We start from the raw sequence: 22,834 nt of genomic DNA on the forward strand, positions 1-22,834 counted from the left end.
GGCTGATGTCTATCAGCGGCCTGAGCGTCCGCACATCCCCCGCGGCGCGGCGCTCTGCATCGATCGCGTAACGGCGCTTCTGCGAGGATCGAGCCATGGCGATCCTCCGCGACCTGGCCCTCGGCGCACGGCTCTTCGGCAGAGGGTTCGGCACCTGGGTCCGCTCGCCCCGGGCGATGCTCCTCGGCGCGATCCCGCCCCTGATCGTCGGCCTCGTCTTCGTCGGCGTGCTGGTGCTCGTGCTCACCCGGATCGACGCCGTGGTGCGCGCGCTGACGCCGTTCGTGGACGGCTGGGACGAGGCCTCGGCCGGCACCGTCCGCCTCCTGCTCTCGATCGCCGCGGTCGGCGCGATCGTCGCACTCGGCGTCGTCCTCTTCGCCGCGGTCACCCTCCTCGTCGGCGACCCCTTCTACGAGCGGATCTGGCGCGGCGTCGAGAACGAGCTCGGCGGCGTGCCCGACGAGCACGAGACGGGCTTCTGGCGCGGACTCGGGCGCACACTGCGCGACTCCTCGGTGCTGGTCGGCACCTCGCTGGCGATCGGCGTCGTGCTGGTGCTGCTCGGGATCATCCCGGTCATCGGGCAGGTGGTCGGGCTGGTCGCCGGCGCGCTCGTCGGCGGCCGGGCGCTCGCCCTCGAGCTGACCGGATTCGCCGGCGACGCCCGCGGACTCGCACTGCGCGATCGCCGCCGGCTCCTCGGCGAGCGCCGCGCGGTGTCCCTCGGCTTCGGCATCGCGGTGTACCTGGCCTTCCTGATCCCGGGCGGCGCGGTGCTCGCGACACCCGCGGCGACGGCCGGGGCGACCCTCCTGCTGCGCACGCTCCGCGGCGAGTCGACGGAGCGGATCGACCCGGCGCCCGACGCCGCGACCGCCTGAGCGGGTGGCCGCCCGAGCGGCGCCTCCCCTAGACTTCCCCCGTGCTCACGTCGACCCTCCGCCCCTGGTGGCCCGCCTCCTAGGCAGGCCGACGCGCAGACTCCTCTCGCACACGACCGCCTCGACCGGGCGGTCGTTCTGCATGTCGGGGCCCGGGTGAGGGACACCCCGACCCAAGGACCACGATGACCTCGCTCCTCTCCCGCATCCTCGCCTCCGACGGAACGCTGCCGTTCGCGGTCGTCCTCCGGCAGGGCCGGACGGACGTCGACGTCTTCACCGGCGACGTCGTCGACGTCGACGGCCTCGCCGACATCCCGCTCGACGGCGCCGACGTGCTGACCCTCGTGCCCTATCGTCAGGTGCGCGAGCGCGGCTTCGCGGCGAAGGACGACGGCGCCCCGCTGCGCAACCTCGTGGTGCGCGAGCGCGAGAGCGTGCCGCTCGCCGAGGTGCTGCGGCTGCTACCCGAGCGCGAGATCCCGGTCGAGGAGCGCGGCTTCGACGTGCCCGACGAGGAGTACGCGGAGATCGTGCGCAGGGTCATCGACGACGAGATCGGCCGCGGCGAGGGCGCCAACTTCGTCATCAACCGCGCGTTCGTCGCCCACACGGACGCTCCCGCCGTCGAGGCGGTGCTGGCCTGGTTCCGCCGGCTGCTGACCGACGAGTCCGGCGCCTACTGGACCTTCGCCATCCACACCCCGGGTGCCGACGGCTCGCCGGCCGTCACCGCTGTCGGCGCGACGCCCGAGCGCCACGTCTCGGTCCGCGACGGCGTGGCGATGATGAACCCGATCAGCGGCACCTTCCGCCACCCCGCGGCCGGCCCGACCGGCGCCGAGGTGCTCGCCTTCCTCGCCGACGTCAAGGAGAGCGAGGAGCTCTTCATGGTGGTCGACGAGGAGATGAAGATGATGAGCGCCGTCTGCCCGAACGGCGGGCGGATCCTCGGCCCGTTCCTCAAGCAGATGTCACGGCTGAGCCACACGGAGTACCTGCTCGAGGGGCGCACCGATCTCGACGTCCGCGAGGTGCTGCGACTCACGATGTTCGCGCCGACCGTCACCGGCTCGCCGATGGAGAACGCCTGCGCCGTGATCGCCGAGTACGAGAAGGAGCCGCGCGGCTACTACTCCGGTGTCCTCGCCCTGTTCGAGCCGGAGGAGCACGGCTACACGGTCGACGCGCCGATCCTGATCCGCACCGCGTACCTCCGCGAGGACGGCCGGCTCACGGTGCCGGCCGGCGCGACGCTCGTGCGGCACTCGACGCCGGAGGGCGAGGTCGCCGAGACCCGCGCGAAGGCGTCCGGGGTGCTCTCCGCGCTGGGGCTGCTCCCCCACCGCGACATCCCGCCGGCGATCGACCTCAACGCGCAGCCCGGCGTGCAGGAGGCGCTCGAGGCGCGCAACGAGCGGCTCGCCTCGTTCTGGCTGCGGCCCCAGGCGCCGGAGCACATCGAGGGCCTCGCCGGCCACACGGCGCTCATCGTCGACAACGAGGACCAGTTCACGACGATGCTCGCGCACCAGCTGCGCCACCTCGGCATGGACGCCCGGGTCGAGCGCTGGTCGAGCGTCGAGGACGTGCTGAGCGACGACCTCGTGGTGTTCGGGCCCGGCCCCGGCGACCCGCGCGACGACTCCGAGCCGCGGATCGCGCGCCTGCGGGCCCTGATGACCGAGCGGCTCGCCTCGGAGCGGCCGATGCTCGCCGTCTGCCTCAGCCACCAGATGCTCTCGCTGCTGGCGGGGCTGCCGGTCGAGCCGCTGCCCGCGCCCCGTCAGGGCGTGCGGCTGGCGGTCGACGTGTTCGGCGAGGACGCGGCGATCGGCTTCTACAACACCTTCTCCTCGGTCGCGGACGCGGACGTGTCGAGCACCCCGCTGCTCGATCTCGAGATCTCGCGCGACCCCGCCACCGGGATCGTCGACGCGCTGCGCGGGGAGGGAGTCGCCTCCGTGCAGGGGCATCTGGAATCGGTGCTGTCCTCCGACGGCCTGCGCACGCTCGAGCGCCTGGTCCGCACCGCGACCTCGCAGCCGGCGCGCGCGTGAGCGACGTCCGGCTGATCGCGTCGCCGTCCTACTCCCCCGAGCTGCGGGAGGCGGTGGCCGCGAGTGTCCGGGCGGCGGCGGAGGCGGCGCGCGGCTGGTACGGACGCGGCGACAAGCTCGCCGCCGACGCGGCCTCGGTCGCGGCGATGCGCGCGGTGCTCGCCGAGGCGCCGTTCGCGGGCGTCGTCGTGATCGGCGAGGGCGAGAAGGACGACGCTCCGATGCTCGCGAACGGCGAGCGGCTCGGGCGCGCCCACTCCCCCTCCTGCGACGTCGCGGTCGACCCGCTCGACGGCACCCGGCTGACGGCGGAGGGGATCCCCGGCTCGGTCTGCGTGATCGCGCTCGCTCCGCGCGGCACGATGCTCGATCCGCGCGACGTGTTCTACATGGACAAGCTGGTCTGCTCCGGCGCGGGAGCGGGGGTCGTCGGGCTGGATCTGCCGCCCGCCGAGAACGCGCGGCGGCTGGCCGACGCCCTCGGCAAGCCGGTCTCCGAGCTCGTGGTGGCCGTGCTGGACAAGCCGCGGCACGCCGGACTGATCGCGGCCCTCCGGGAGGCCGGTGTCGCGCTGTCCCTGCGCGGCGAGGGCGACGTCTCGGTCGCCATCGAGGCCGCGGATCCCTCCGGCAGCGTCGACCTCGTGCTCGGCATCGGCGGCACGCCCGAGGGCGTCGTCGCGGCCTGCGCCGTCCGCGCCCTCGGCGGCGTGATGGAGGGCCGCCTGGCCCCGCAGACCGACCTCGAGCGCTCGAACGCCCTGGCCGCCGGCCACGACCTCACCCGCCTGCTGACCCTCGACGACCTCATCTCCTCCCCCGACGTCCTCTTCGCCGGCTGCGAGGTCTGACGCTTCTCCGCGAGATGCCACTTGTGCACGCCTTTCACGGCGTGTCGCGTGCACAAGTGGCATCTCGCGGAGGCGCCGGTCAGGGGGCGGCGACGCCGTGGCGCCAGTAGCCGATGAAGGTGATGGCGCGCTTGTCGACGGCGCGGTCGGCCACGAGGTGGCGGCGGGCGCCGGTGGCGAGGGAGGACTCGCCGACGGCGAAGACGGAGGGGCGGCCCGCGGGCAGGGTCGCGTCGCGGAGGACGGCGAGCGCGTGCTCGCCGGGGCGGGCGTGCGGGTCGGCGCGGGGCAGCCAGTGCAGGGTGACGGCGTCGGAGGCGACGACGGGCTGGCGATCCGCCTCGGAGGGCAGCTCGAGGAAGACGTGCGCGGCGCGATCCTCGGGGAGCGAGGCGAGGATGCCCGCGACCGCCGGCAGTCCCGTCTCGTCGGCGACGAGCAGGCACCAGTCGGAGCCGTCGGCCCGGCGGTAGCCGAGCCCCTGGTCGAGGATGCCGACCCGGTCGCCGACCGCGGCGGTGAGCGCGAAGGTCACGGCGGGCCCCGCCTCCCCCGGCTCGCCGTGCACGACGAAGTCGACGTCGATCTCGGGTCCGCCGTCGGCGCCCTCGGCCCGATAGCGGCGCACAGTGTAGTTGCGGACGAACGGCCGCTGCGCCTTCGGCATCGCGAGGTACTGCGCGTACCAGAGCGCGCTCGAGCGGGTCGGCAGCCGCAGCGCCTCCTGCCCGGGCCGCGGCAGGAAGAGGCGGAACCACTGGTCGTGCCCGAGCGGATGCAGCAGCGCGACCCCGGGCCCGCCGAAGGTGACGCGCTGCATCCCGGGCGTCACGCGCGCGGTGCGGACGACCTCGACGGTGACGACCTGCGGATCGGTGGGGCGGGTCGGGGCGGACGAGCGGGCCATGCGGAGCCTCCGTGCTGTGGGCGGACGCACCGCCGGGTTTGGTGAGGCTTACCTTACCTATGCCCTAGGCCGACCCATCGGTCCTGTCCGCGAGATGCCACTTGTGCACGCCTTTCACGGCGTGTCGCGTGCACAAGTGGCATCTCGCTGAGACCGTGTGCCCTGAAGAGGGGTCTGTGAAATTTCCTCGCTTCATGGTCATATATATGTGGTCGCGGCGCTGGGTCCGACCGACGGATCGAGGGACGGCCATGAAGAGATCGACACGAATCGCTTCCATCGCAGGAGCAATCCTGCTGAGCGTCGGGATGGCGGCGACGGCGCAGGCGAACGTCTTCGCTGACAGCTTCGACAAGAACGCCGGCGGGTTCCAGTCGCCGACGTCGACCACCTACCAGACGAAATACGAGTCGAATCGGAACGGCACCATCCAGCTCCGGGAGATCGGCAGCGACTACAAGATGGACGCGCAGATGTGCCAGGCGCTCGTCAACTGCTACAGAGGCACGAAGATCTTCTCGATCACCGACGACAACATCGTCCACGGGCTCCCGAACAGTTATGAGGCGGGCACCGAGACTCTCACGTCCGCGCTTCGAACGACCCCCTTCACCATCTATCAGGTGCACGTTCGCGGTCAGTGGCAGGCCTGGTAGAGCCGGAGCCCGACCATCGACACGACCGTGCCTTCGCGCTTCGCGCTGGTCCTCACCGATCTGCGGTCGTCTTTGCGCTGGCCGCAGGCGCTCCTCGGTGCGATCCTCGTCGTCGGTCCGACGGCTCTCGGGCTGGCGGAGGTGGGCGGCGGTGTCTACCGCGATGAGCTGGACGTCTACTCCCAGTTCATGATCTCCCCGATGATCATCCTCTTCCCCGTCTTCATCACGACGGCCTGCTGCAGCGGCACCGCTGCCGAGATCAGGAACAGGTTCGTCGTCCTCGTCCGCGCGCGAACGGATCTCCGGTCCTACCTGGCGACCCGGATGATGAGTGTCGCCCTCGGAGGATTCGTGCTCGGCTTCGTCGCCGCACTCCTTCCCGGACTGATCGCCTTCGGGATCTGGCCGGAGCTGGGTGCGCCCTTCATCGATCCGGTCGTGTACGGACTCGCACCGGACGAGGTGGAACGGAACGCCCTGGAGCGCGTGAACTACTCGCAGCTGCTCGCCTTCGGCTGGCCGGTGTACCTGATCGGCTACTCCTCGGTGCTGGGTGCCTGGGGTGCGATCACGGCGGTGGCCGGTGTGCTCGCACTGGTCGCACTGAAGAACCTGGGGCTGGCGATGGTGCTGCCCGCAGTGGTCTTCTTCGTCGAGACGATGGCTGTCGCTCTGGTCGACCATCCACTTCTCGGATTCATGTACGGAGCCTTCCCGTTCGGTCTCGATCAGGCGCCGATCGGCATCATGGTCCTGCCGCTCGCGGTCGCTGGAGCCGCGACGGTTCTCGCCGCACGGCGGATCCTCGGAAGAGCCCAGCGACTCCCGGCGCTGACATGATCGCCTCGCTCTCCCGCCGTGTCCGCCTGCTGCTCGCAGGCTGGGCCCTCGCGGCTGCCGCCGCGTACTCGATCCACCAGCGGATGCTCTGGACCGCGTCGGGTTCCTCGTTCGGATTCGTCGACGTGGCGGTCGAAGTCGTGAACGACCCGCTCTTCGTCTGCTACGGACTGGGAGCGCCGTGGTGCATCGCCTTCTTCCTGGCGTCGAGGTCCCTTCCTCCGGAATCCGTGTGCATCCGGGCCGGATCCCTCAAGAACGTGCTCCTCGTCCTCCTGCGCAGCGACACGGTGAGTGCTGCGGTCGTCCTGTTCGGTGTGCTGACGACGTGCTGGGTGTGCTCCCTCGGGCTGGCGAACGACGTCGCGCGCGTGCCCGGATCGGTGAGTGCACTGCTCTCGGACGTCGCGCTGCCCCCGCCCGTCGGAGTGCTGCTCCAGCTCCCGCTCCTCCTGCTCTTCCTCGCGACGATCGGGTCCCTCCTCTCCGCCTGCTGGGTGCTCTCAGGCGGGAGTGTCCTCGTCGGGCCGGCGGCGACGGTGCTGCTCGGCTGGTTCGCCGTCTCGGCGGCGGGGGGACTCCCGAGGGACTCCGCCGTCAGCTCGGCGTTCCTCTCCAGTTCCTCGCTCCACCTCGGGCGGCCGTTCGGCGTGCTGGCCGCCGCCGTCGTCCTCCTCTCGATCGAGGTCGTCCTCCTCGGCGCCGTCCGGGTCCAGGATCGCCGGCTGTCCGGAGCGGCGCGGTCCTGGGGTGCCGGATGGGCGGCGTACGTCCTCCTCCTCGGCACGGCCGCGCTCGGGCCGACGGGGCCCCAGTCGGTCTCCGAGGGGAATCCGGCACCCGGGGTCGAGGGGAGAGTCCTCGGTCCTCTCTTCGCGGGCCCGGCGGGCGCTCTCGCCCCCACCCTGTTCTCCGTCCTCGTCGTCACGGGCTTCGCGATGACCTGGCAGCTCAGCGAGCTCGATCCCCGACGCCCGATCCTCCGCTGCGAGCTGATCCGGTACGGATCGAGCGGCGCTCGGAATCGGCGACTCGGCGCAGGGCTCCTCGCCCGTGCACTCGGAGTGAGCGCGCTCGTCGGCGCTCTGGCCGGTGCCGAGGCGCTCCTGCGAGGCGCCCCCGGCGAGCTCGCGTCCTTCGCCGACCCCGTGGTGGGCTATCAGCTCCTGGTCAACGGAACGCTGCAGCTGACACTGGTCGCGGTCGCCGCCTCCGCCTTCGCGCCGCTCGCCGGATCGGGCGCTGCCCCCGCGGCGTTCTCGGCCGGATTGGCCTTCCTGCCGAGCGAGCTCCTCGAGGGCAACCCGCTCGGCATCGCGGGTCTGTGGCGGAGCGCGGAGGGCTGGCCGAGCGTCCTCCACGGGACGGCGCTGGCGCTGGGGAGCGCCTGCATCGTCCTCGTCGCAGCAGCCATCGCGTCTCGACTGGTCGAGAGGCATCCACGAACAGAAAGAGGTCGCTCATGACGAACGCCATCACGGTCGAGGGTGTGTCCAAGAGCATCCGCGGGAATCTGCTCTACAACGAGGTCGCGTTCGAGCTGCGCCGAGGCGGGCTCTACGCCCTCCTCGGTCCGAACGGCTCCGGGAAGTCGGTCCTGCTGCGACTGCTCTGCGGCTTCCTCAGGCCGGACTCGGGCAGCATCAGCGTCGACCCTTCGATCTCGCCGGAAGGGCGGACGTTCCCGGTCGGCTTCGGGATCACGATCGACGGCCCCGCCTACATCGCAGGCCTCTCCGCGGAGCAGAACCTCCTGCGACTGGCCGCGATCCGCAGGCGCATCGGGATCGAGGAGATCCGCGCGACGCTCGCCTCGGTACGTCTGCAGAGCACGGGGCGCTCAGCGGTCCGCACCTTCTCCTCGGGGATGAAGCAGAAGCTGTCCCTCGCGCAGGCTCTGATGGAGGACCCGAAGGTGCTCCTCCTCGACGAGCCGTTCACCGCGCTCGACACGGAGAGCGTCGCGGTCGTCAAGGACGTCCTCCGCGAGCGGGTGGCCCAGGGCGTCACCGTTCTGCTGACGATGCACGGCGAGGCGGACTTCCTCGCCGAGTGCGACGGCGTCCTCCGGATCGAGAACCGCACGATCTCGACGCTCTGACGACGGGTCGTCTCCGCGAGATGCCACTTGTGCACGCCTTTCACGGCGTGTCGCGTGCACAAGTGGCATCTCGCGGGAGGGGGTGCGGCGGGGACGACGAAGGCCCCGGCTCGACGTGCGAACCGGGGCCTTCTCGATGTAGCGGGAGCGGGACTTGAACCCGCGACACCACGATTATGAGCCGTGTGCTCTAACCACCTGAGCTACCCCGCCGCACGTTTCCGGAGGCTGGCCTGCCGGGAACGGAGCCCCCTGTGGGAATCGGACCCACTACCTCTTCCTTACCAAGGAAGTGCTCTACCAATGAGCTAAGGGGGCGCACCTGCGGGTCTGACTGCCCCTCTCGGGGCGTGCCCGCGATTTGGCACCGTTAGACGATAGCACCTCCGCGGGGCGGTGATGACCGCGGGGTGGAGGGGGTGGTCCGGGCGGGGTGGGTCTCGATACGCCCGCTCTGCAGGCTGCTCGATCAGCAGGAAGGCGCGGGCGGAGCAGCCGCGCAGCGGGCCTCATGCCGGTCGAGCAGCCGCGCAGCGGGCCTCATGCCGGTCGAGCAGCCGCGCAGCGGCGCAGCGAGACCCGGCTACGAGCGGCTCGCCGTGTCGAGCGCGGCCAGCTCCTCCGCCGTCAGCTCGAGCGTCGCAGAGGCGACCAGGGACGGCAGCTGCTCCATCACGCGGGCGCTCGCGATCGGCGCGGCGACGCCGTCCTGCGAGCGGAGCCAGGCGAGGGCGACGGTCGCGACCTCGGCGTCGTGGGCCGCGGCGGCGGCATCGAGGGCGGCCAGCACCCGGCGTCCGCGGGCGTCGAGGTACTGCGCGGCGCCCGAGGCGCGCGGGCTGTCCGGCGTCGAGCCGTCGCGGTACTTGCCGGTGAGGAATCCGGAGGCGAGCGCGTAGTACGGGACGACGGCGAGGCCGGCCTCGCGGGCGAGCGGCAGGACGTCCGCCTCGATGCCGCGCTCGACGAGGTTGTAGTGCGGCTGCACGGCGACCGGCGCGTGCAGGCCCCCCTCCTTCGCGAGGCGCAGCCACTCGGCGATGCGCTCGGCGCTGAAGTTGGAGACTCCGATCGCGCGGACCAATCCCTCGTCGACGAGCTCGGAGAAGACGCGGGCGATGTCCTCGAGCGGCACGGCGTCGTCGTCGAAGTGCGCGTAGTAGAGATCGATCCGTTCGGTGCGCAGGCGCCCGAGCGAGGCGCGCGCGGCCTTGCGGACGTTGTCGGGGGCGAGGCCGGTGAACTCGGGGTGCCGGCTGACCTTGGTCGCGATCACGACGTCGTCGCGGGAGCCCGAGCGGCGCGAGAGCCACTCGCCGATGATCGTCTCCGACTCGCCGCCGTGGTTGCCGGGGACCCAGGCCGAGTAGGAGTCGGCCGTGTCGATGAAGTCGCCGCCCGCGGCGACGTAGCCGTCGAGGACATCGAAGGAGGTCTGCTTCCCGGCGGTCCAGCCGAAGACGTTGCCGCCGAGGGAGAGCGGGAAGACCTCGATGCCGGAGTCACCCAGGGGCGCGCGGGTGAGGGAGTCGTGGGACGGAGCTGCGCTGTCGATCGTCATCCCCCGATTCAACTCGCCGCGGGCCGCACTGCCCGTCCCCCGCCGCGCATGCGGAGCAAGCACTCAGCCGCCCGCCGCCGGACAGCACCTCCGGCACGCGGAACCTCCTTCGGCACGCCGGAACAGCAGATTGTCGCGAGCCCGGGCACGTTTCACGAGCCGGAGCCCGCCCGGTCCGATCTCCGGCACGCGAGAACACCTCCGGCTCGTGTAATCAGCTGGTTCTCGCGAGCCCGAGCCGATTCGGCGTGCCGAACGTCCGCGGAAGACGGCTGGCGGGTCGCAGCGGAAGGACCTCCGGCACGCGGAACCAACTGCGGTACGCCGGAACGGCCGTTTCTCGCTAGCCGGAGGCGGTTCCGCGAGCCGGAGGCGGTTCCGCGAGCCGGAGGTGTGGCCGGCAGCAGCACACCGGAGAGCGGGCGGCGGGCGTCAGCCGCCGAGCGGGTAGTCCGCGTAGGCGAAGCGCGCCCCGTCCGGCGACCAGCCGGCGACGTTGATCGTGCCCTGACCACCGAGGAGCGACTGCACCACCCGGCCCGGCGAGGTGTCGCCGGCCACGCGCCCCTCGAGCGCGATCAGCCGCAGCTCGACCGGCAGGTTCTCCGGGTGCCCGGCCGTCCCGGCGGGGTAGGCGAGGTACAGCAGGTGCGCGCCGTCTGGCGACTCGTGCGGGAACCAGTCGACCGTGTCCGAGGCCACGAACCGCTCGATTCCGGAGCCGTCGAGACGCATCCGGAACAGCTGGGCGACACCGCCGTCCCTCTCGGAGTTGAAGAAGAGCCGTTCCCCGTCGGCGGAGAAGTCGACGCCGTCGTCCGGATGCGCGTCGTCCGTCAGCGCGGTGAGCGGGCCGCCCTCGGCCGGCATCGTGTAGACGTTGGTGACCCAGCGACCGGTGGCGTCCTCGCCGCCGCCGATCAGCGCGAGCAGCCGGCCGTCGGGCGAGACGCCGTGCAGGTAGTGCTTGAAGCGCGGACCCGGACCCTCGGCCGTGATCCTCCGGGCGGGCGCCGACCTGTCCAGCGCGACCGCGTAGAGGTGGCCGTCGCGGGCCGAGACATAGGCGGTGCCGCCGCCGGGAGCGAGCACGTGGTCGTTGTTCAGCTCGTCCGGCACCCCGTCGAGCGGGATCGCCTCGAGCCCGGCGGGACCGACCGGCGCGTCCCCCAGCGGCAGCCGGAACAGACCGCCGTCCCCGTTGACCACCAGGGACGACCCGTCCGGCGACCAGTTCGGCGCCTCCACGAGCAGCGAGTCGGAGGAGAACACCGTGGTGACCTCGCCGCTCGCGACGTCGAGCACGCGGATCCGGCAGGTCTGGGCGGGGAGCAGTGAGCGGGCCATGCCCCTCACGCTACGGCCCCGCCCGTCGTGGCGCGGGGAGGGCGGTCGTCAAGCCCGTCCGCACTCAGGTTCCCGCCGCCCGGCCTCCTCTATCCTTGTCTGGACAACTGTGCTGAGTGGAACCGGGGAGGACTGTGTGATGCTCCTCACCCTCGCGATCACGTTCGCCCTCGCGGTGATCACGCCGTGGATCGTCGACCGCTTCGGTCCGAAGGTCTTCTACGCCCTCGCCCTCGTGCCGGCCGCGACCTTCGTCTCGACCGCCGCCTCGCTGCCGACGGTCCTCGCCGGCGGAGAGCTGCGCGAGGAGATCCCGTGGATCCCCTCCCTCGACATCTCGCTCTCGTTCCGGCTGGACGCGCTCTCGATCGTCCTCGCGCTCGTCGTCAGCGGCGTCGGCGCCCTCGTCCTCGCCTACTGCGGCAGCTACTTCAAGCGCGACGAGCCGTCGCTCGGCCGGTTCGCCGCCCTGCTCTTCGCCTTCGCCGGCGTGATGTACGGGCTGGTCACCGCCGACGACGTGATCATCCTCTTCGTCTTCTGGGAGGCCACGAGCGTCCTCTCCTACCTGCTGATCGGGCACTACAGCGGTCGCAAGGAGAGCCGCGGAGCCGGCCTCCAGGCCCTGCTGGTCACCACCCTCGGCGGCCTGGCGATGCTCGTCGGCGTGATCATCCTCATCGTCGAGTCGGGCACCTCGAGCCTCGCGGGCATCGTCGCCGCGGCTCCCTCCGGCCCGATCGTCTCGGTCGCCCTCGTCCTCGTGCTGCTCGGCGCCTTCTCGAAGTCGGCGCTGGTCCCCTTCCACTTCTGGCTGCCGGCCGCGATGGCCGCACCGACCCCGGTCAGCGCCTACCTGCACGCCGCCGCGATGGTGAAGGCCGGCATCTACCTGGTCGCCCGCCTCGCGCCGGGCTTCGCCGACGACACCGTGTGGCTCCCCGTGATCGTCAGCGTCGGCGTCTGGACGATGCTCGTCGGCGGCTGGCGCTCGCTCCGCCAGTACGACCTCAAGCTCGTCCTCGCCTACGGCACCGTCAGCCAGCTCGGCTTCCTCACCGTCGCGGTCGGCTTCGGCTCGCGCGACGCGGCCCTCGCCGGCCTCACCCTGCTGATCGGGCACGCGCTCTTCAAGGCGCTGCTGTTCCTCGCCGTCGGCATCGTCGACCACCGGGCCGGCACCCGCGACCTGCGCAAGCTCAGCGGCCTGGGCCGCCAGGCCCCGGTGCTCGCCGGCGCCGCGCTGCTCGGCGTGCTCTCGATGGCGGGCATCCCGCCGCTGCTCGGCTTCGTCGCGAAGGAGGCGGTCTTCACCAGTCTGCTGTCCGCGATCGAGCAGGGCTCGTTCTGGGCCTGGGTCGCACTGATCGGCCTCGTCCTCGGCTCGATCCTCACCGTCGCCTACTCGGCCCGCTTCTTCTGGGGCGCGTTCGCCCGCAAGAAGGGCCTCGAGGACACCCACCTCCACGCGGAGCCGTGGACCTTCACCGCGCCCACCGTCGTCCTGGCGGTCGTGAGCCTCGTCGGCGGTATCGGCGCCTCGCTGCTCGACCCGCTCGTCGCGGTCTACGCCGACACGCTCCCCTACGGCGCCCCCGACGCCGACCCGCAGCTCGCCGCGGCGGCTGAGGAGTCCGACCACGGCGGCTACCACCTCGCGCTCTGGCACGGCTTCGAGCCCGCCCTCGCGCTCAGCGCGATCGTGATCGCGATCGGCCTGCTGCTCTTCGCCAAGCGGATCGCGGTCGCGCGGATCCAGTCCAAGGTCCCGAACACCATCGACTCGGCCGAGGGCTACTGGGCGACCGTCCGCTGGCTCGACCGCGTCGCGAGCACCGTCACCGAGTTCGTCCAGCGCGGCTCGCTCCCCCGCTACCTCACCGTGATCTTCGCGGTCTTCGTCCTCGGAGTCGGCGGTGCCGCCGCGCTCAACCGCACCTGGCCCGGCGACCTCGTCTTCTGGGACTCGCCCGGCCAGCTCGCCGTCGCGGCCGTGATGATCCTCGCCGCGATCCTCTGCGCCGTCGCGCGCAACCGCGTCGCCGCCGTGCTGCTCGCAGGTGCGACCGGCTACGGCATGGTCGCCCTCTTCGCCATCCAGGGCGCCCCGGACCTCGCGCTCACCCAGGCGCTGATCGAGACGATCACGCTGGTCGTCTTCGTCCTCGTGCTGCGCCGCCTCCCCACCCGGATCGCGCAGAAGCACCAGCCGATGCGCAAGCGCCTCCGCGCCGTCATCGGCATCGCGGTCGGCGCCGTGATGGCCCTCGCCACGACGATCGCGCTCGGCGCCCGCACCGCGACCCCGATCTCCGTCGACCTCCCGCGCCTGGCCTACGAGGAGGGCAAGGGGCGCAACATCGTCAACGTCCTCCTCGTCGACATCCGCGCCTGGGACACCATGGGCGAGATCTCCGTGCTGGTCGTCGTGGCGACCGGTGTCGCGAGCCTGATCTTCCTCTCCAGCCGGGCCGGCGGCGCTCCGCGCCTCGAGCATCAGAGCGCGGCCGACCGCGAGGAGCGCGCGACCGACCTCACCGCCCCCTCGGCCGACGCGGAGAAGACCGGCGACCGCGGCTCCTGGCTGGTCGCCGGCCGCACGCTCCGCCCCGAGAACCGCTCCATCGTCCTCGAGGTGCTGGTGCGCCTGCTCTTCCACCCCGCGATGATCGTCTCGGTCTACCTGCTCTTCACCGGTCACAACACCCCGGGCGGCGGCTTCGCGGGCGGCCTGCTCGCCGGTCTCGCCCTCGTCGCGCGCTACCTGGCCGGCGGCCGGTTCGAGCTCGGCGAGGCCGCGCCGATCGACGCGGGCAAGGTCCTCGGCCTCGGCCTGCTCTTCGCGGTCGGCACCGCCGTCTCCTCGCTCGCCTTCGGCCTCGAGGTGCTCGAGTCGAGCTGGCTCGACCTCTACCTGCCGGTCCTCGGCGAGCTGCACCTGGGCACCTCCACCCTCTTCGACATCGGCGTGTACCTGATCGTGATCGGCCTGACCCTCGACATCCTCCGCAGCCTCGGCGGCGAGGTCGACCGCCACGGCGAGGAGGCCGAGCAGGGCGACCCGTCCGGCGACGGCGTCACCCACTCGACCGACAGCACCCCCGGCCCCGGCGCCGGCACCGTCGACGGCCTCGAGACGAAGCTGCCGACCGGCTCCACCGTCGTCGGCGGACCGGGCAGGGGGGACGGCGCATGAGCATCACCCTCGTCCTCGTCGTCGTGATGGCGGTGCTGTACGCCGCGGGCGTCTACCAGATGCTCGAGCGCAGCCTCACCCGGATCCTGATCGGCTTCCTCCTGGTCGGCAACGCGACGAACATCCTGATCCTGCTGATGGCGGGCCGCTCGGGCGTCGCGCCGTTCGTCACCGACGACGGCCGCTCCTACGAGCAGATCGCCGAGGAGATGGCCGACCCGCTGCCGCAGGCGCTGATCCTGACAGCGATCGTGATCACCTTCGGGGTGTCCGCCTTCCTCCTCGCGATGATCTACCGGCGCTGGCGCCTCGCCAACGCCGACCAGGTCGAGGACGACGAGAACGACGCCTCCGTCCGCGCGGACGCGGCGGGCATCTCGGCGCAGACCACCGCGGACGACCGGGCCCTGGACGTCCTGCTCGAATCGAGCGACGAGGGCACCGCCGCGAAGCACGGCGAGAGCGCCATGACCGACGACAGGAAGGAGGACCGATGAACGTGCTGATCCCCCTCGTCGTCACCCTCCCCCTGCTGGGAGCCGCCGTCGCCCTCGTGCTCGGCCGGCACCGCCGCGCGCAGATCACGGTCAACATCGTCACGCTGTCCGCTGTCCTGGTGATCTCCTCCGTGCTGCTCGTCCTGGTCCTCACCGGCCAGGAGGGCGGCAGTGCCGTCTACGTCGGCGGCTGGGAGCCGCCGTGGGGCATCGTGCTGGTCGTCGATCCGCTCGCCGCCCTGATGCTGGTGATCACCTCGGTCACGCTGCTCGGCGTCCTGCTGTTCTCGGTCGGCCAGGGCCTGGTCGACGGCAACCGCGAGACGCCGGTCACGATCTTCCACCCGACCTACCTGATCCTCTCGGCCGGCATCCTCAACGCCTTCGTCGCGGGCGACCTCTTCAACCTCTACGTCGGCTTCGAGATCCTGCTCGCGGCGAGCTACGTGCTGATCACCCTCGGCGGCACGGCGCCGCGGATCCGGGCGGGCACGACCTACGTGGTCGTCAGCCTGGTCTCGAGCGTGTTCTTCCTCTCCGCGATCGGCCTGCTCTACGGCGCCACCGGCACCGTCAACATGGCGCAGCTGTCGATCCGCATCGCGGAGCTGCCCGCCGACGTCCAGCTCGTGCTGCACGTGGTGCTGCTGCTCGGCTTCGGGATCAAGGCCGCGGTCTTCCCGCTGTCGTTCTGGCTGCCCGACTCCTACCCCACCGCGCCGGCGCCGGTCACGGCCGTCTTCGCCGGCCTGCTCACCAAGGTCGGCGTCTACGCGCTGATCCGCACCGAGACGCTGCTCTTCCCGGGCGGCAGGCTCACGGAAGTGCTGATGGTGGTCGCGCTGCTGACGCTGGTGGTCGGCATCCTCGGCGCCGTCGCGCAGGCGGACATCAAGCGGATGCTCTCCTTCACCCTGGTGTCGCACATCGGCTACATGGTCTTCGGCATCGCCATCGGCACGGAGGCGGGCTACGCCGCGACGATCTTCTACGTGATCCACCACATCACCGTGCAGACCACGCTGTTCCTCGCGACCGGGCTGATCGAGCGCGTCGGCGGCACCACCTCGATCCTCCGGCTGGGCGGCCTGCTGAAGGCCTCGCCGCTGCTCGCGCTGCTCTACTTCATCCCCGCGATGAACCTCGGCGGCATCCCGCCGTTCACCGGCTTCCTGGGCAAGGTCGGCCTCTTCGTCGCCGGCACCGAGTCCGCCGCGGACCAGCCGTCCTGGCTGATCTGGGCGGTCATCGCCGCGGGCGCCGTCACCTCGCTGCTCACCCTCTACGCGGTCGCCCGCGTCTGGAACATGGCGTTCTGGCGCCGCCAGGAGGAGGTGCCCGGCTACGAGTCCCCGCTGATCGACCAGCTGCAGGAGGACCCGCACGACACCGGCACCGTCCGCACGCGGCACTCGCCGCCGATGATGGTCCTCGCGACCGCCGGCATGGTCGTCTTCGGCGTCGGCCTCACGATCGCCGCCGGCCCGCTCTACGACGCCAGCGAGCAGGCCGCCGCCGCGGTCGCCGACCCGTCCACCTACATCGCCACGGTCTACCGCGACTCGTCCTTCGGAGAGGAGGGCCCCCGATGAGCCCCCGCCGCCGCGTCGACTTCTGGAACCGGTTCGCGATGTTCGTGACGCTCGTCGGCATCTGGGTGCTGCTCTGGGACGACGTCTCGGTGCTCTCGATCGTCTCGGGCTTCCTGGTCGCGCTGATCATCACGCGCGTCTTCTACCTGCCGCCGGTGGAGTTCTCGAACCGGGTGAACCCCTGGCACCTGGTGGTCTTCCTGCTGCGCCTCGCGCTGGACATCGCGGTCGCGTCCGTCCGCGTCTCGTACCAGATCCTCACCCTGCCGGTCCCCGTGCACAACGCGATCGTGGCCGTGCACCTGCGCAGCCGCTCCGAGGGGATGCTGGTCTGGACGACCGAGGCGGTCTCGCTCGTCCCCGGCTCGCTCGTGATCGACGTCGACCCGCAGCTGAACGTGCTCTATCTGCACGTGCTCGGCGTCACTCACGACGAGGGCCACCGGATCGACGGGGTCCGCCGCACGGTCCTGCGCACCGAGGCGCGCATCGTCCGCGCGATCGGCTCGCGCGAGGACGTCGCCCGGGTCAGCGAGCCGCTGGGCGATAACGCGGGGGTGCTCCGATGATCGAGTGGCTCGTCTGGATCCTGGTCCCGATCTTCGGAGCGGCCGCCCTGCTCTCGCTCGTGCGCATCCTGATCGGCCCGTCGGTCCTGGACCGCGTGGTCGCCGCCGACGTGCTGGTGGCGACGATCCTCTGCGGCCTCGGCGCCGAGATGGCGATCAACCACCACGCGACGACGCTGCCGGTCGCGCTCGGGCTCGCGCTGTTCGCGGTGTTCGGTTCGATCAGCGTCGCCAAGTTCATGGCCAACCGCGAGGAGGACTGACATGGACGTCTTCTTCGACGTCGTCACCGCCGTGCTCGTCACCGTCGGCGCACTGCTGTCGCTGGTCGCCGCGATCGGCCTGCTCCGCTTCGACGACCTGCTCTCCCGGATGCACGCCGGCACCAAGCCCCAGGTGCTCGGCATCATCTGCGTGATGCTGGCCGTCGCGATCCGGAACCCCGGCTTCGCCGCCGCGGGCACGGTCGTCCTGGTGATCGGCTTCCAGCTGCTGACCGTGCCGATCTCGGCGCACATGGTCGGCCGCGCGGCCTACCGGGCCGAGGCCGTCTCCACCGGCCACCTCGTCTCGGACGAGCTCGCCGACGCCGTGCAGCGCGCGGACGACGCCTCGCGGGCGACGGGTCCGGAGACGGCGCACGCGTCCGAGGAGGCCGCCGAGCGCTCGAGCGCGCCGCAGCCCGAGGACGAGGACGGCCCGGCCGCGACCGCCTAGCCGCCGGTCATCGTCCGCAGCGCGTAGCCGCCGACGGCGAGCGTCACCGCGAACAGCCCGCCGATCAGCAGCACGAGCAGCGGCACCACCCAGAGCAGGGCCCTCCGGCGTCGGGCGCGGGCGGCTTCCGGGGTCTCTTCGCTCACCCGTCGACCCTAGGCCAGGCGGCGCCTGCGCCGGGCCGGGCGCTTCCGGGGCGCCCGCTACCCTTGATGCCATGACCCTGGACTCCGCTCTCTCCGGCGCGCCCGAGAACTCCCCTGCTCCCGGGAGCTCCCCCGTCTCGTTCCCGGAGGCGGCCGGCCGCCCCGGTGCGGAGTGGTGGCGCACCGCGGTCATCTACCAGATCTACCCGCGCTCCTTCGCGGACGCCGACGGCGACGGCATCGGCGACCTCCCCGGCATCACCTCGCGCCTGGACAGCCTGGCCGAGCTCGGCATCGACGCGATCTGGCTCTCGCCGTTCATGACCTCCCCGCAGAAGGACGCCGGCTACGACGTCGCCGACTACTGCGACGTCGACCCGCTCTTCGGCACGCTGGCCGACTTCGACGCGATGCTCGCCCGCGCCCACGCGCTCGGCATCCGGGTGATCGTCGACCTCGTCCCCAACCACTCCTCGAGCGCGCACCGCTGGTTCCAGGCCGCCCTGGCCGCTCCCGCCGGCAGCGACGAGCGCGGGCGCTACCTCTTCCGCGACGGCCGCGGCGCCGCCGGCGAGCTGCCGCCGAACAACTGGGAGTCGGTCTTCGGCGGCCCCGCCTGGACCCGGGTCACCGAGCCCGACGGCACGCCCGGCCAGTGGTACCTGCACCTCTTCGACACCTCGCAGCCCGACTTCGACTGGACGAACGAGTGGGTGCGCGAGCGCTTCCGCGAGGTCCTGCGCTTCTGGCTGGACCGCGGCGTCGACGGCTTCCGCGTCGACGTGGCGCACGGGATGATCAAGGCCGAGGGCCTGCCCGACTACACCCCGCCCGCCGACAGCGGCTCGATGGGCGGCGTGGCGCCGGGCGACGACGCCGAGCCCGTCACCGCTCCCTACTGGGCGCAGGACGGCGTGCACGAGATCTACCGCGACTGGCACGCGCTGCTCGCGGAGTACCCGGCCGACCGCGTCCTCTGCGCGGAGGCCTGGGTGCAGCCGCTCTCGAAGCTCGCCCGCTGGGTGCGCCCCGACGAGATGCACCAGGCGTTCAACTTCGCCTACCTCGAGACGCCGTGGAGCGGACCCGCGCTGCGCGACATCATCGACTCCTCGCTGAGCTCGTTCGCCGCGGTCGGCGCCCCCTCCACCTGGGTGCTCTCGAACCACGACGTCGTGCGCCACGCCAGCCGCCTCGCCCTCACCGCCGACAACCCGCAGGGCTACGGCATCGGCCCGCGCACCCCCGGACTGCCCGACCCGGTGCTCGGCCTGCGCCGCGCGCGCGCCGCGACCGCGCTGATGCTCGCGCTTCCCGGCTCCGCCTACGTCTACCAGGGCGAGGAGCTCGGCCTGCCCGAGGCGATCGACCTGCCCGACGCGGCGCGCCAGGACCCGACCTGGTTCCGCACGGGCGGCGAGCGCTACGGCCGCGACGGCTGCCGCGTGCCCCTGCCCTGGGAGGCCGACGCGCCCGCCTACGGCTTCAACGACTCCGGCGACTCCTGGCTCCCCCAGCCCGGCGATTGGGCGCCGTTCGCGCGCGACCGCCAGACCGGCGTCGAGGGGTCGACCCTCGAGCTCTACCGGGAGCTCCTCGCGGTGCGCCGCGCGCAGGACCTCGGTTCGGGCTCGATCGAGTGGCTCGAGGGCTACCCGGAGGACGTCGTGGCGTTCCGCAACGGCGGCGTCACCGTGATCGCCAACACCGGCTCGTCGCTCGTCGAGCTGCCGGTCGGCGCGGTCGTGCTCGCCTCCGAGGAGCTGCACGAGCCGGCGCTGCCGGGCGACACGACGGTCTGGCTGCGCCAGGACTGACGTCCCAGAGTGCGATTTGCAGGTGATCCGCCGTCCGCGGGCCGCGGACTCGCGGCGGAACGGGCGGTCGCGCACGGATCGCCTGCAGATCGAACGGGAGCGGACGGGCCCGCGGCGGCTCAGCGCCCGGCGTTCGCCTTCAGCCAGAGGTACGAGTCCACCTTGGTCACGCCGTCGAGGCGGATCTCGAAGTGCAGGTGCGGCCCGGTCGACATGCCGGTCGTGCCGACGAGGCCGAGCAGCTGGCCGACCTTGACCGGGTCGCCCTCGTTGACCGCCGCGCTGCCGTGCTGCATGTGCGCGTAGACGCTGGAGACGAGCTGGCCGTCGATCTCGTGGTCGACGATGACGTGCACTCCGAGCGAGCCCTCGCCGTCGATCACGGTGCGGACCACGCCGTCGGCGATCGCCTGGATCGGCGAGCCGTTGCCCGGGTTGAAGTCGGTGCCGCCGTGGTTGACCGAGCAGCCCGCGCAGTTGCGGTAGCCGAAGCGGTCGCCCACCGGCACGCCGACGGCGAAGGGCCACTGGATCGAGGCGTTCGGGTCGTTGGTGAAGCCCGCGTCGGAGGTGCGGCCGATGGCGGCGACGTCCGTCTGCGTCTTGCGCTCCTGCACGCCGAAGCCGTCGCGGGCGACGGTCTCGGCGCTGACCTCGCCGGTGGTGAACGACTGCGCGCCGCGGTCGACGGTGCCGGGCGCGACGACGAGGTTCTGCGCCTGCACCTCCTCGGCCGTGAGGAGCGACGTGGCGGGCAGCGAGGTCGCCGCGACCATCGCGGCGACGAACGACAGCGCGACGAGCCCGCCGATCCGGCGGCTCGACCGCACGGGTCGCAGCGGTGTGACGCGAGGTGCGGAGACGGGCGCCGGCGACGCGGAGCGGACGGAGGCGACCCGCAGCTCGGCGTCGCGGAGCTCGGCCGGGGCGACAGGCACTCCCTCGGCCTGGACGTCGGCGGCCAGGGCCTGCGCGCGCTCGCGCTCGCGCAGCTCGCGACGGGTGAGGGGTGGGAGGGATTCGCCGAGGGTCGATGCGGGGGCAGCGGGCAAGGGCGAATCGGGGCTCACGAAATCCGGATCTTCCGTCGGGGGCAGGGGACGAGGGGCACTCCGCCAGGGAGTCGAAGCGCTTCTCGGGGATCCGCGACCGCATCCTGTGCGAATGTCACGAATTCATAAAGGATAACCACGGACTCCCGATCCGGCCAGAGCGGGTCGCGCAGAGGCCGGATCCTCGTCGCCGGATCCGCGCTCGGCGCTCGGATCCTGCGCGATCATGCGCGCGCATGCACCGACTCCGCGCAGACCGGTCCCCGATCAGACCTCGTCGGCGCGCAGCCGCCGCAGCAGAGCCTCGAGCTCGCTGAAGATCGGCTCCGGGGCCGCGATCAGCAGCCCGTTGCCCGCCGGGCGGCCGTCGAAGCCGGCGACGACGGCCCCGGCCTCCTCCGCCACGAGGGCGCCCGCCGCGAGGTCCCACGGGTTCAGCCCGCGCTCGTAGTACGCGTTCAGCGACCCCGAGGCCACCGCGCAGAGGTCGAGCGCCGCCGAGCCGATGCGGCGGATGTCGCGCACCGAGCCGAGCAGCTCCTGCACGACAGCGCCCTGGCGCATCCGGCGCCCGGCGTCGTAGCCGAAGCCCGTGCCGACCAGCGCCAGCGAGAGCGAGGCGGGCGGAGTGACGTGCAGCGCGGCCCCGTCGCGCTCGGCCCCGCCGCCCTTGCTCGCGGTGTAGACCTCGCCGGTCGCGCCGTTGACGACGGCCCCGGCGAGCGCCGTCCAGGTCTCCGGCTCCGGCTCGCCCTCGACCACGGCGATGCTGACCGCGTAGGAGGGGATGCCGTAGAGGTAGTTGACCGTGCCGTCGATCGGATCGACGACCCAGGTGAGCCCGCTCGTCCCGCCGCCCGCGCCCGACTCCTCGCCGAGGAAGCCGTCGTCCGGCCGCGCCTCGGCGAGCCGGCGGCGGATCAGCTGCTCGACCTCGCGGTCGGCGGCCGTGACCACGTCCTCCGGCGACGACTTCGAGGCGGCGATCTCGACCCCGTCCTGGCGGCGCTGCCGAGCGAGGTGCGCCGCCTCGACGGCGATCGAGCGGGCGATGGCGAGGAGGGAGGCGTGGGCGCTCATGTGTCCAGCCTAGGGACCGGCCGGGCCGGCGGGGACGGACGCAGGTGGGGCAGACGGCGACCGGACCTGCGGAGGATCATGGGGGCATGAGCGCCGCCGTGACCCCTCAGCCCCCGATCGCCGTGACCGGAGCCACCGGGGCGGTGGGCGGCCGCGTCGCGCGCCTGCTCGCCGACGCCGGCCTCCCCCTCCGCCTCCTCGCCCGCGACCCCTCGCGTGCGCCCGAGCTGCCGGGGGCGACGGCCGTCCGCTCCTCCTTCACCGACCCGGGCGATGCGCTCGACGGCGTCCGGCTCCTGCTGATGGTGTCGGCGGCCGAGAACGAGGACCGCCTCGCCGAGCACCTCTCGATGGTCGCGGCCGCCGCCGCCGCGGGCGTCGAGCACGTCGTCTACACGTCCTTCGCCGGCGCCTCCCCCACCGCGACCTTCACGCTCGCGCGCGATCACGCCGCGACGGAGGAGGCGATCCGCGCCTCCGGGATGAACTGGACCTTCCTCCGCGACAACCTCTATCTGGACTTCGTCCCCGCGATGCTCGGCGACGACGGCGCGATCCGCGGCCCGGCCGGCACCGGTCGCGCGGCGATCGTGGCCCGCGAGGACGTCGCCCGCGCCGCCGCCGCGATCCTGCGCGCCCCGGAGGAGCACCGCGGCGCGACCTACGAGCTCACCGGCCCCGAGGCCCTCACCTTCGACGAGATCGCGGCCGTCCTCACGGCGGCGGGCCGGCCCGCAGTCTTCGTCGACGAGACGCTCCAGGAGGCGCGTGCCTCCCGCCGCCGCTGGAACGCCCCCGACTGGCAGCTCGACGCCTGGATCAGCACCTACACCGCCGTCGCCGCCGGAGAGATGCAGCACGTCTCCGGCGACGTCGAGCGCCTGACGGGCCGCGCCCCGCTCTCCCTCGCGCAGTTCCTCGCGGCGTCGCGCTGACACTCCTCCGGGCATCGAGACAC

Annotated in this window: 21 protein-coding genes and 2 tRNA genes; 15 read left to right on the forward strand and 8 right to left on the reverse strand. The window is 72.3% G+C overall.

Annotation, left to right across the window (positions count from 1 at the left end):
• Nucleotides 1-95 precede the first annotated feature (95 nt).
• The 3 genes from C1I64_RS12215 (at nucleotide 96) to C1I64_RS12225 (ending at nucleotide 3,795) form a co-directional block, all read left to right on the forward strand.
• Nucleotides 96-884 carry an EI24 domain-containing protein gene (locus C1I64_RS12215; protein WP_127887387.1) on the forward strand — a complete coding sequence of 263 codons (789 nt, stop codon included), beginning with the start codon at nucleotides 96-98 and terminating at the stop codon, nucleotides 882-884.
• Nucleotides 885-1,069: 185 nt separating this feature from the next.
• Nucleotides 1,070-2,944, forward strand: a complete 1,875-nt coding sequence (locus tag C1I64_RS12220; RefSeq protein WP_127887388.1) for an anthranilate synthase family protein — start codon at nucleotides 1,070-1,072, stop codon at nucleotides 2,942-2,944.
• The gene (locus C1I64_RS12225; RefSeq protein ID WP_164874534.1) at nucleotides 2,941-3,795 is read left to right on the forward strand and encodes a fructose-bisphosphatase class II family protein; all 855 of its coding nucleotides are present in this window, start codon (nucleotides 2,941-2,943) and stop codon (nucleotides 3,793-3,795) included. The genes C1I64_RS12220 and C1I64_RS12225 overlap by 4 nt, the downstream gene beginning before the upstream one ends.
• A 79-nt stretch (nucleotides 3,796-3,874) precedes the next feature.
• Here the strand turns inward: C1I64_RS12225 and C1I64_RS12230 are convergent, their stop codons facing one another.
• Nucleotides 3,875-4,702 carry a siderophore-interacting protein gene (locus tag C1I64_RS12230; protein WP_127887390.1) on the reverse strand — a complete coding sequence of 276 codons (828 nt, stop codon included), beginning with the start codon at nucleotides 4,700-4,702 and terminating at the stop codon, nucleotides 3,875-3,877.
• 251 nt (nucleotides 4,703-4,953) lie between these two features.
• Between C1I64_RS12230 and C1I64_RS12235 the strand changes: the two genes are divergently transcribed.
• From C1I64_RS12235 to C1I64_RS12250, 4 genes are read left to right on the forward strand one after another with little or no spacing between them, the layout of a single operon-like run.
• A complete protein-coding gene (locus C1I64_RS12235; RefSeq protein ID WP_127887391.1) occupies nucleotides 4,954-5,358 on the forward strand; it encodes a hypothetical protein in 405 nt (134 codons plus the stop codon).
• Between the two features lie 27 nt (nucleotides 5,359-5,385).
• A complete protein-coding gene (locus C1I64_RS12240; RefSeq protein ID WP_127887392.1) occupies nucleotides 5,386-6,201 on the forward strand; it encodes a hypothetical protein in 816 nt (271 codons plus the stop codon).
• Nucleotides 6,198-7,667 (forward strand): hypothetical protein, encoded by a 1,470-nt coding sequence (locus C1I64_RS12245; protein WP_127887393.1) that lies wholly within the window; start codon nucleotides 6,198-6,200, stop codon nucleotides 7,665-7,667. Before C1I64_RS12240 ends, C1I64_RS12245 begins: the two co-directional genes overlap by 4 nt.
• A complete protein-coding gene (locus C1I64_RS12250; RefSeq protein ID WP_127887394.1) occupies nucleotides 7,664-8,302 on the forward strand; it encodes an ATP-binding cassette domain-containing protein in 639 nt (212 codons plus the stop codon). Before C1I64_RS12245 ends, C1I64_RS12250 begins: the two co-directional genes overlap by 4 nt.
• A gap of 139 nt (nucleotides 8,303-8,441) precedes the next feature.
• Here C1I64_RS12250 and C1I64_RS12255 read toward each other — a convergent pair.
• From C1I64_RS12255 to C1I64_RS12270, 4 genes are all read right to left on the reverse strand, one after another.
• A tRNA-Met gene (locus C1I64_RS12255) sits at nucleotides 8,442-8,515 on the reverse strand.
• 33 nt (nucleotides 8,516-8,548) lie between these two features.
• Nucleotides 8,549-8,620 (reverse strand) — tRNA-Thr (locus C1I64_RS12260).
• Between the two features lie 265 nt (nucleotides 8,621-8,885).
• Nucleotides 8,886-9,863: an aldo/keto reductase gene (locus C1I64_RS12265; protein ID WP_127887395.1), complete on the reverse strand. Its 978-nt coding sequence runs from the start codon at nucleotides 9,861-9,863 to the stop codon at nucleotides 8,886-8,888.
• 432 nt (nucleotides 9,864-10,295) lie between these two features.
• Nucleotides 10,296-11,210 carry a TolB family protein gene (locus C1I64_RS12270; protein ID WP_127887396.1) on the reverse strand — a complete coding sequence of 305 codons (915 nt, stop codon included), beginning with the start codon at nucleotides 11,208-11,210 and terminating at the stop codon, nucleotides 10,296-10,298.
• A gap of 139 nt (nucleotides 11,211-11,349) precedes the next feature.
• Between C1I64_RS12270 and C1I64_RS12275 the strand changes: the two genes are divergently transcribed.
• The 6 genes from C1I64_RS12275 to mnhG are packed head-to-tail and all read left to right on the forward strand — an operon-like array spanning nucleotide 11,350 to nucleotide 17,781.
• Entirely contained in the window at nucleotides 11,350-14,406 is a 3,057-nt protein-coding gene (locus tag C1I64_RS12275; protein ID WP_127887397.1) for a Na+/H+ antiporter subunit A, read from the forward strand.
• Nucleotides 14,403-14,903, forward strand: a complete 501-nt coding sequence (locus C1I64_RS12280) for a Na(+)/H(+) antiporter subunit C (protein ID WP_123447847.1) — start codon at nucleotides 14,403-14,405, stop codon at nucleotides 14,901-14,903. The genes C1I64_RS12275 and C1I64_RS12280 overlap by 4 nt, the downstream gene beginning before the upstream one ends.
• The gene (locus tag C1I64_RS12285; RefSeq protein ID WP_123447848.1) at nucleotides 14,900-16,495 is read left to right on the forward strand and encodes a Na+/H+ antiporter subunit D; all 1,596 of its coding nucleotides are present in this window, start codon (nucleotides 14,900-14,902) and stop codon (nucleotides 16,493-16,495) included. The genes C1I64_RS12280 and C1I64_RS12285 overlap by 4 nt, the downstream gene beginning before the upstream one ends.
• Complete coding sequence (locus C1I64_RS12290) at nucleotides 16,492-17,064, forward strand: Na+/H+ antiporter subunit E (RefSeq protein WP_127887398.1); 573 nt, start codon at nucleotides 16,492-16,494, stop codon at nucleotides 17,062-17,064. The genes C1I64_RS12285 and C1I64_RS12290 overlap by 4 nt, the downstream gene beginning before the upstream one ends.
• Entirely contained in the window at nucleotides 17,061-17,327 is a 267-nt protein-coding gene (locus C1I64_RS12295) for an MrpF/PhaF family protein (protein ID WP_123447850.1), read from the forward strand. The genes C1I64_RS12290 and C1I64_RS12295 overlap by 4 nt, the downstream gene beginning before the upstream one ends.
• A gap of 1 nt (nucleotide 17,328) precedes the next feature.
• Entirely contained in the window at nucleotides 17,329-17,781 is a 453-nt protein-coding gene (gene mnhG / locus C1I64_RS12300) for a monovalent cation/H(+) antiporter subunit G (protein ID WP_127887399.1), read from the forward strand.
• Here mnhG and C1I64_RS20130 read toward each other — a convergent pair.
• Nucleotides 17,778-17,927 (reverse strand): hypothetical protein, encoded by a 150-nt coding sequence (locus tag C1I64_RS20130; protein WP_159422145.1) that lies wholly within the window; start codon nucleotides 17,925-17,927, stop codon nucleotides 17,778-17,780. The genes mnhG and C1I64_RS20130 overlap by 4 nt on opposite strands.
• 71 nt (nucleotides 17,928-17,998) lie before the next feature.
• On the opposite strand from C1I64_RS20130, the gene C1I64_RS12305 reads away from it, so the two are divergent.
• A complete protein-coding gene (locus tag C1I64_RS12305; protein WP_127887400.1) occupies nucleotides 17,999-19,744 on the forward strand; it encodes a glycoside hydrolase family 13 protein in 1,746 nt (581 codons plus the stop codon).
• A 119-nt stretch (nucleotides 19,745-19,863) separates the two neighbouring features.
• On the opposite strand, the gene C1I64_RS12310 is transcribed toward C1I64_RS12305, so the two are convergent.
• Both C1I64_RS12310 and C1I64_RS12315 read right to left on the reverse strand, forming a co-directional pair.
• Nucleotides 19,864-20,796, reverse strand: a complete 933-nt coding sequence (locus tag C1I64_RS12310) for a M23 family metallopeptidase (protein ID WP_127887401.1) — start codon at nucleotides 20,794-20,796, stop codon at nucleotides 19,864-19,866.
• A gap of 267 nt (nucleotides 20,797-21,063) precedes the next feature.
• Nucleotides 21,064-21,876: an inositol monophosphatase family protein gene (locus tag C1I64_RS12315; protein WP_127887402.1), complete on the reverse strand. Its 813-nt coding sequence runs from the start codon at nucleotides 21,874-21,876 to the stop codon at nucleotides 21,064-21,066.
• An 86-nt stretch (nucleotides 21,877-21,962) separates the two neighbouring features.
• Here C1I64_RS12315 and C1I64_RS12320 point away from each other — a divergent pair, with 86 nt between their 5' ends.
• Nucleotides 21,963-22,811 carry an SDR family oxidoreductase gene (locus tag C1I64_RS12320; protein ID WP_127887403.1) on the forward strand — a complete coding sequence of 283 codons (849 nt, stop codon included), beginning with the start codon at nucleotides 21,963-21,965 and terminating at the stop codon, nucleotides 22,809-22,811.
• Nucleotides 22,812-22,834: the final 23 nt, after the last annotated feature.

The sequence above is a fragment of the Rathayibacter festucae DSM 15932 genome, assembly GCF_004011135.1.
Lineage (GTDB): Bacteria > Actinomycetota > Actinomycetes > Actinomycetales > Microbacteriaceae > Rathayibacter > Rathayibacter festucae.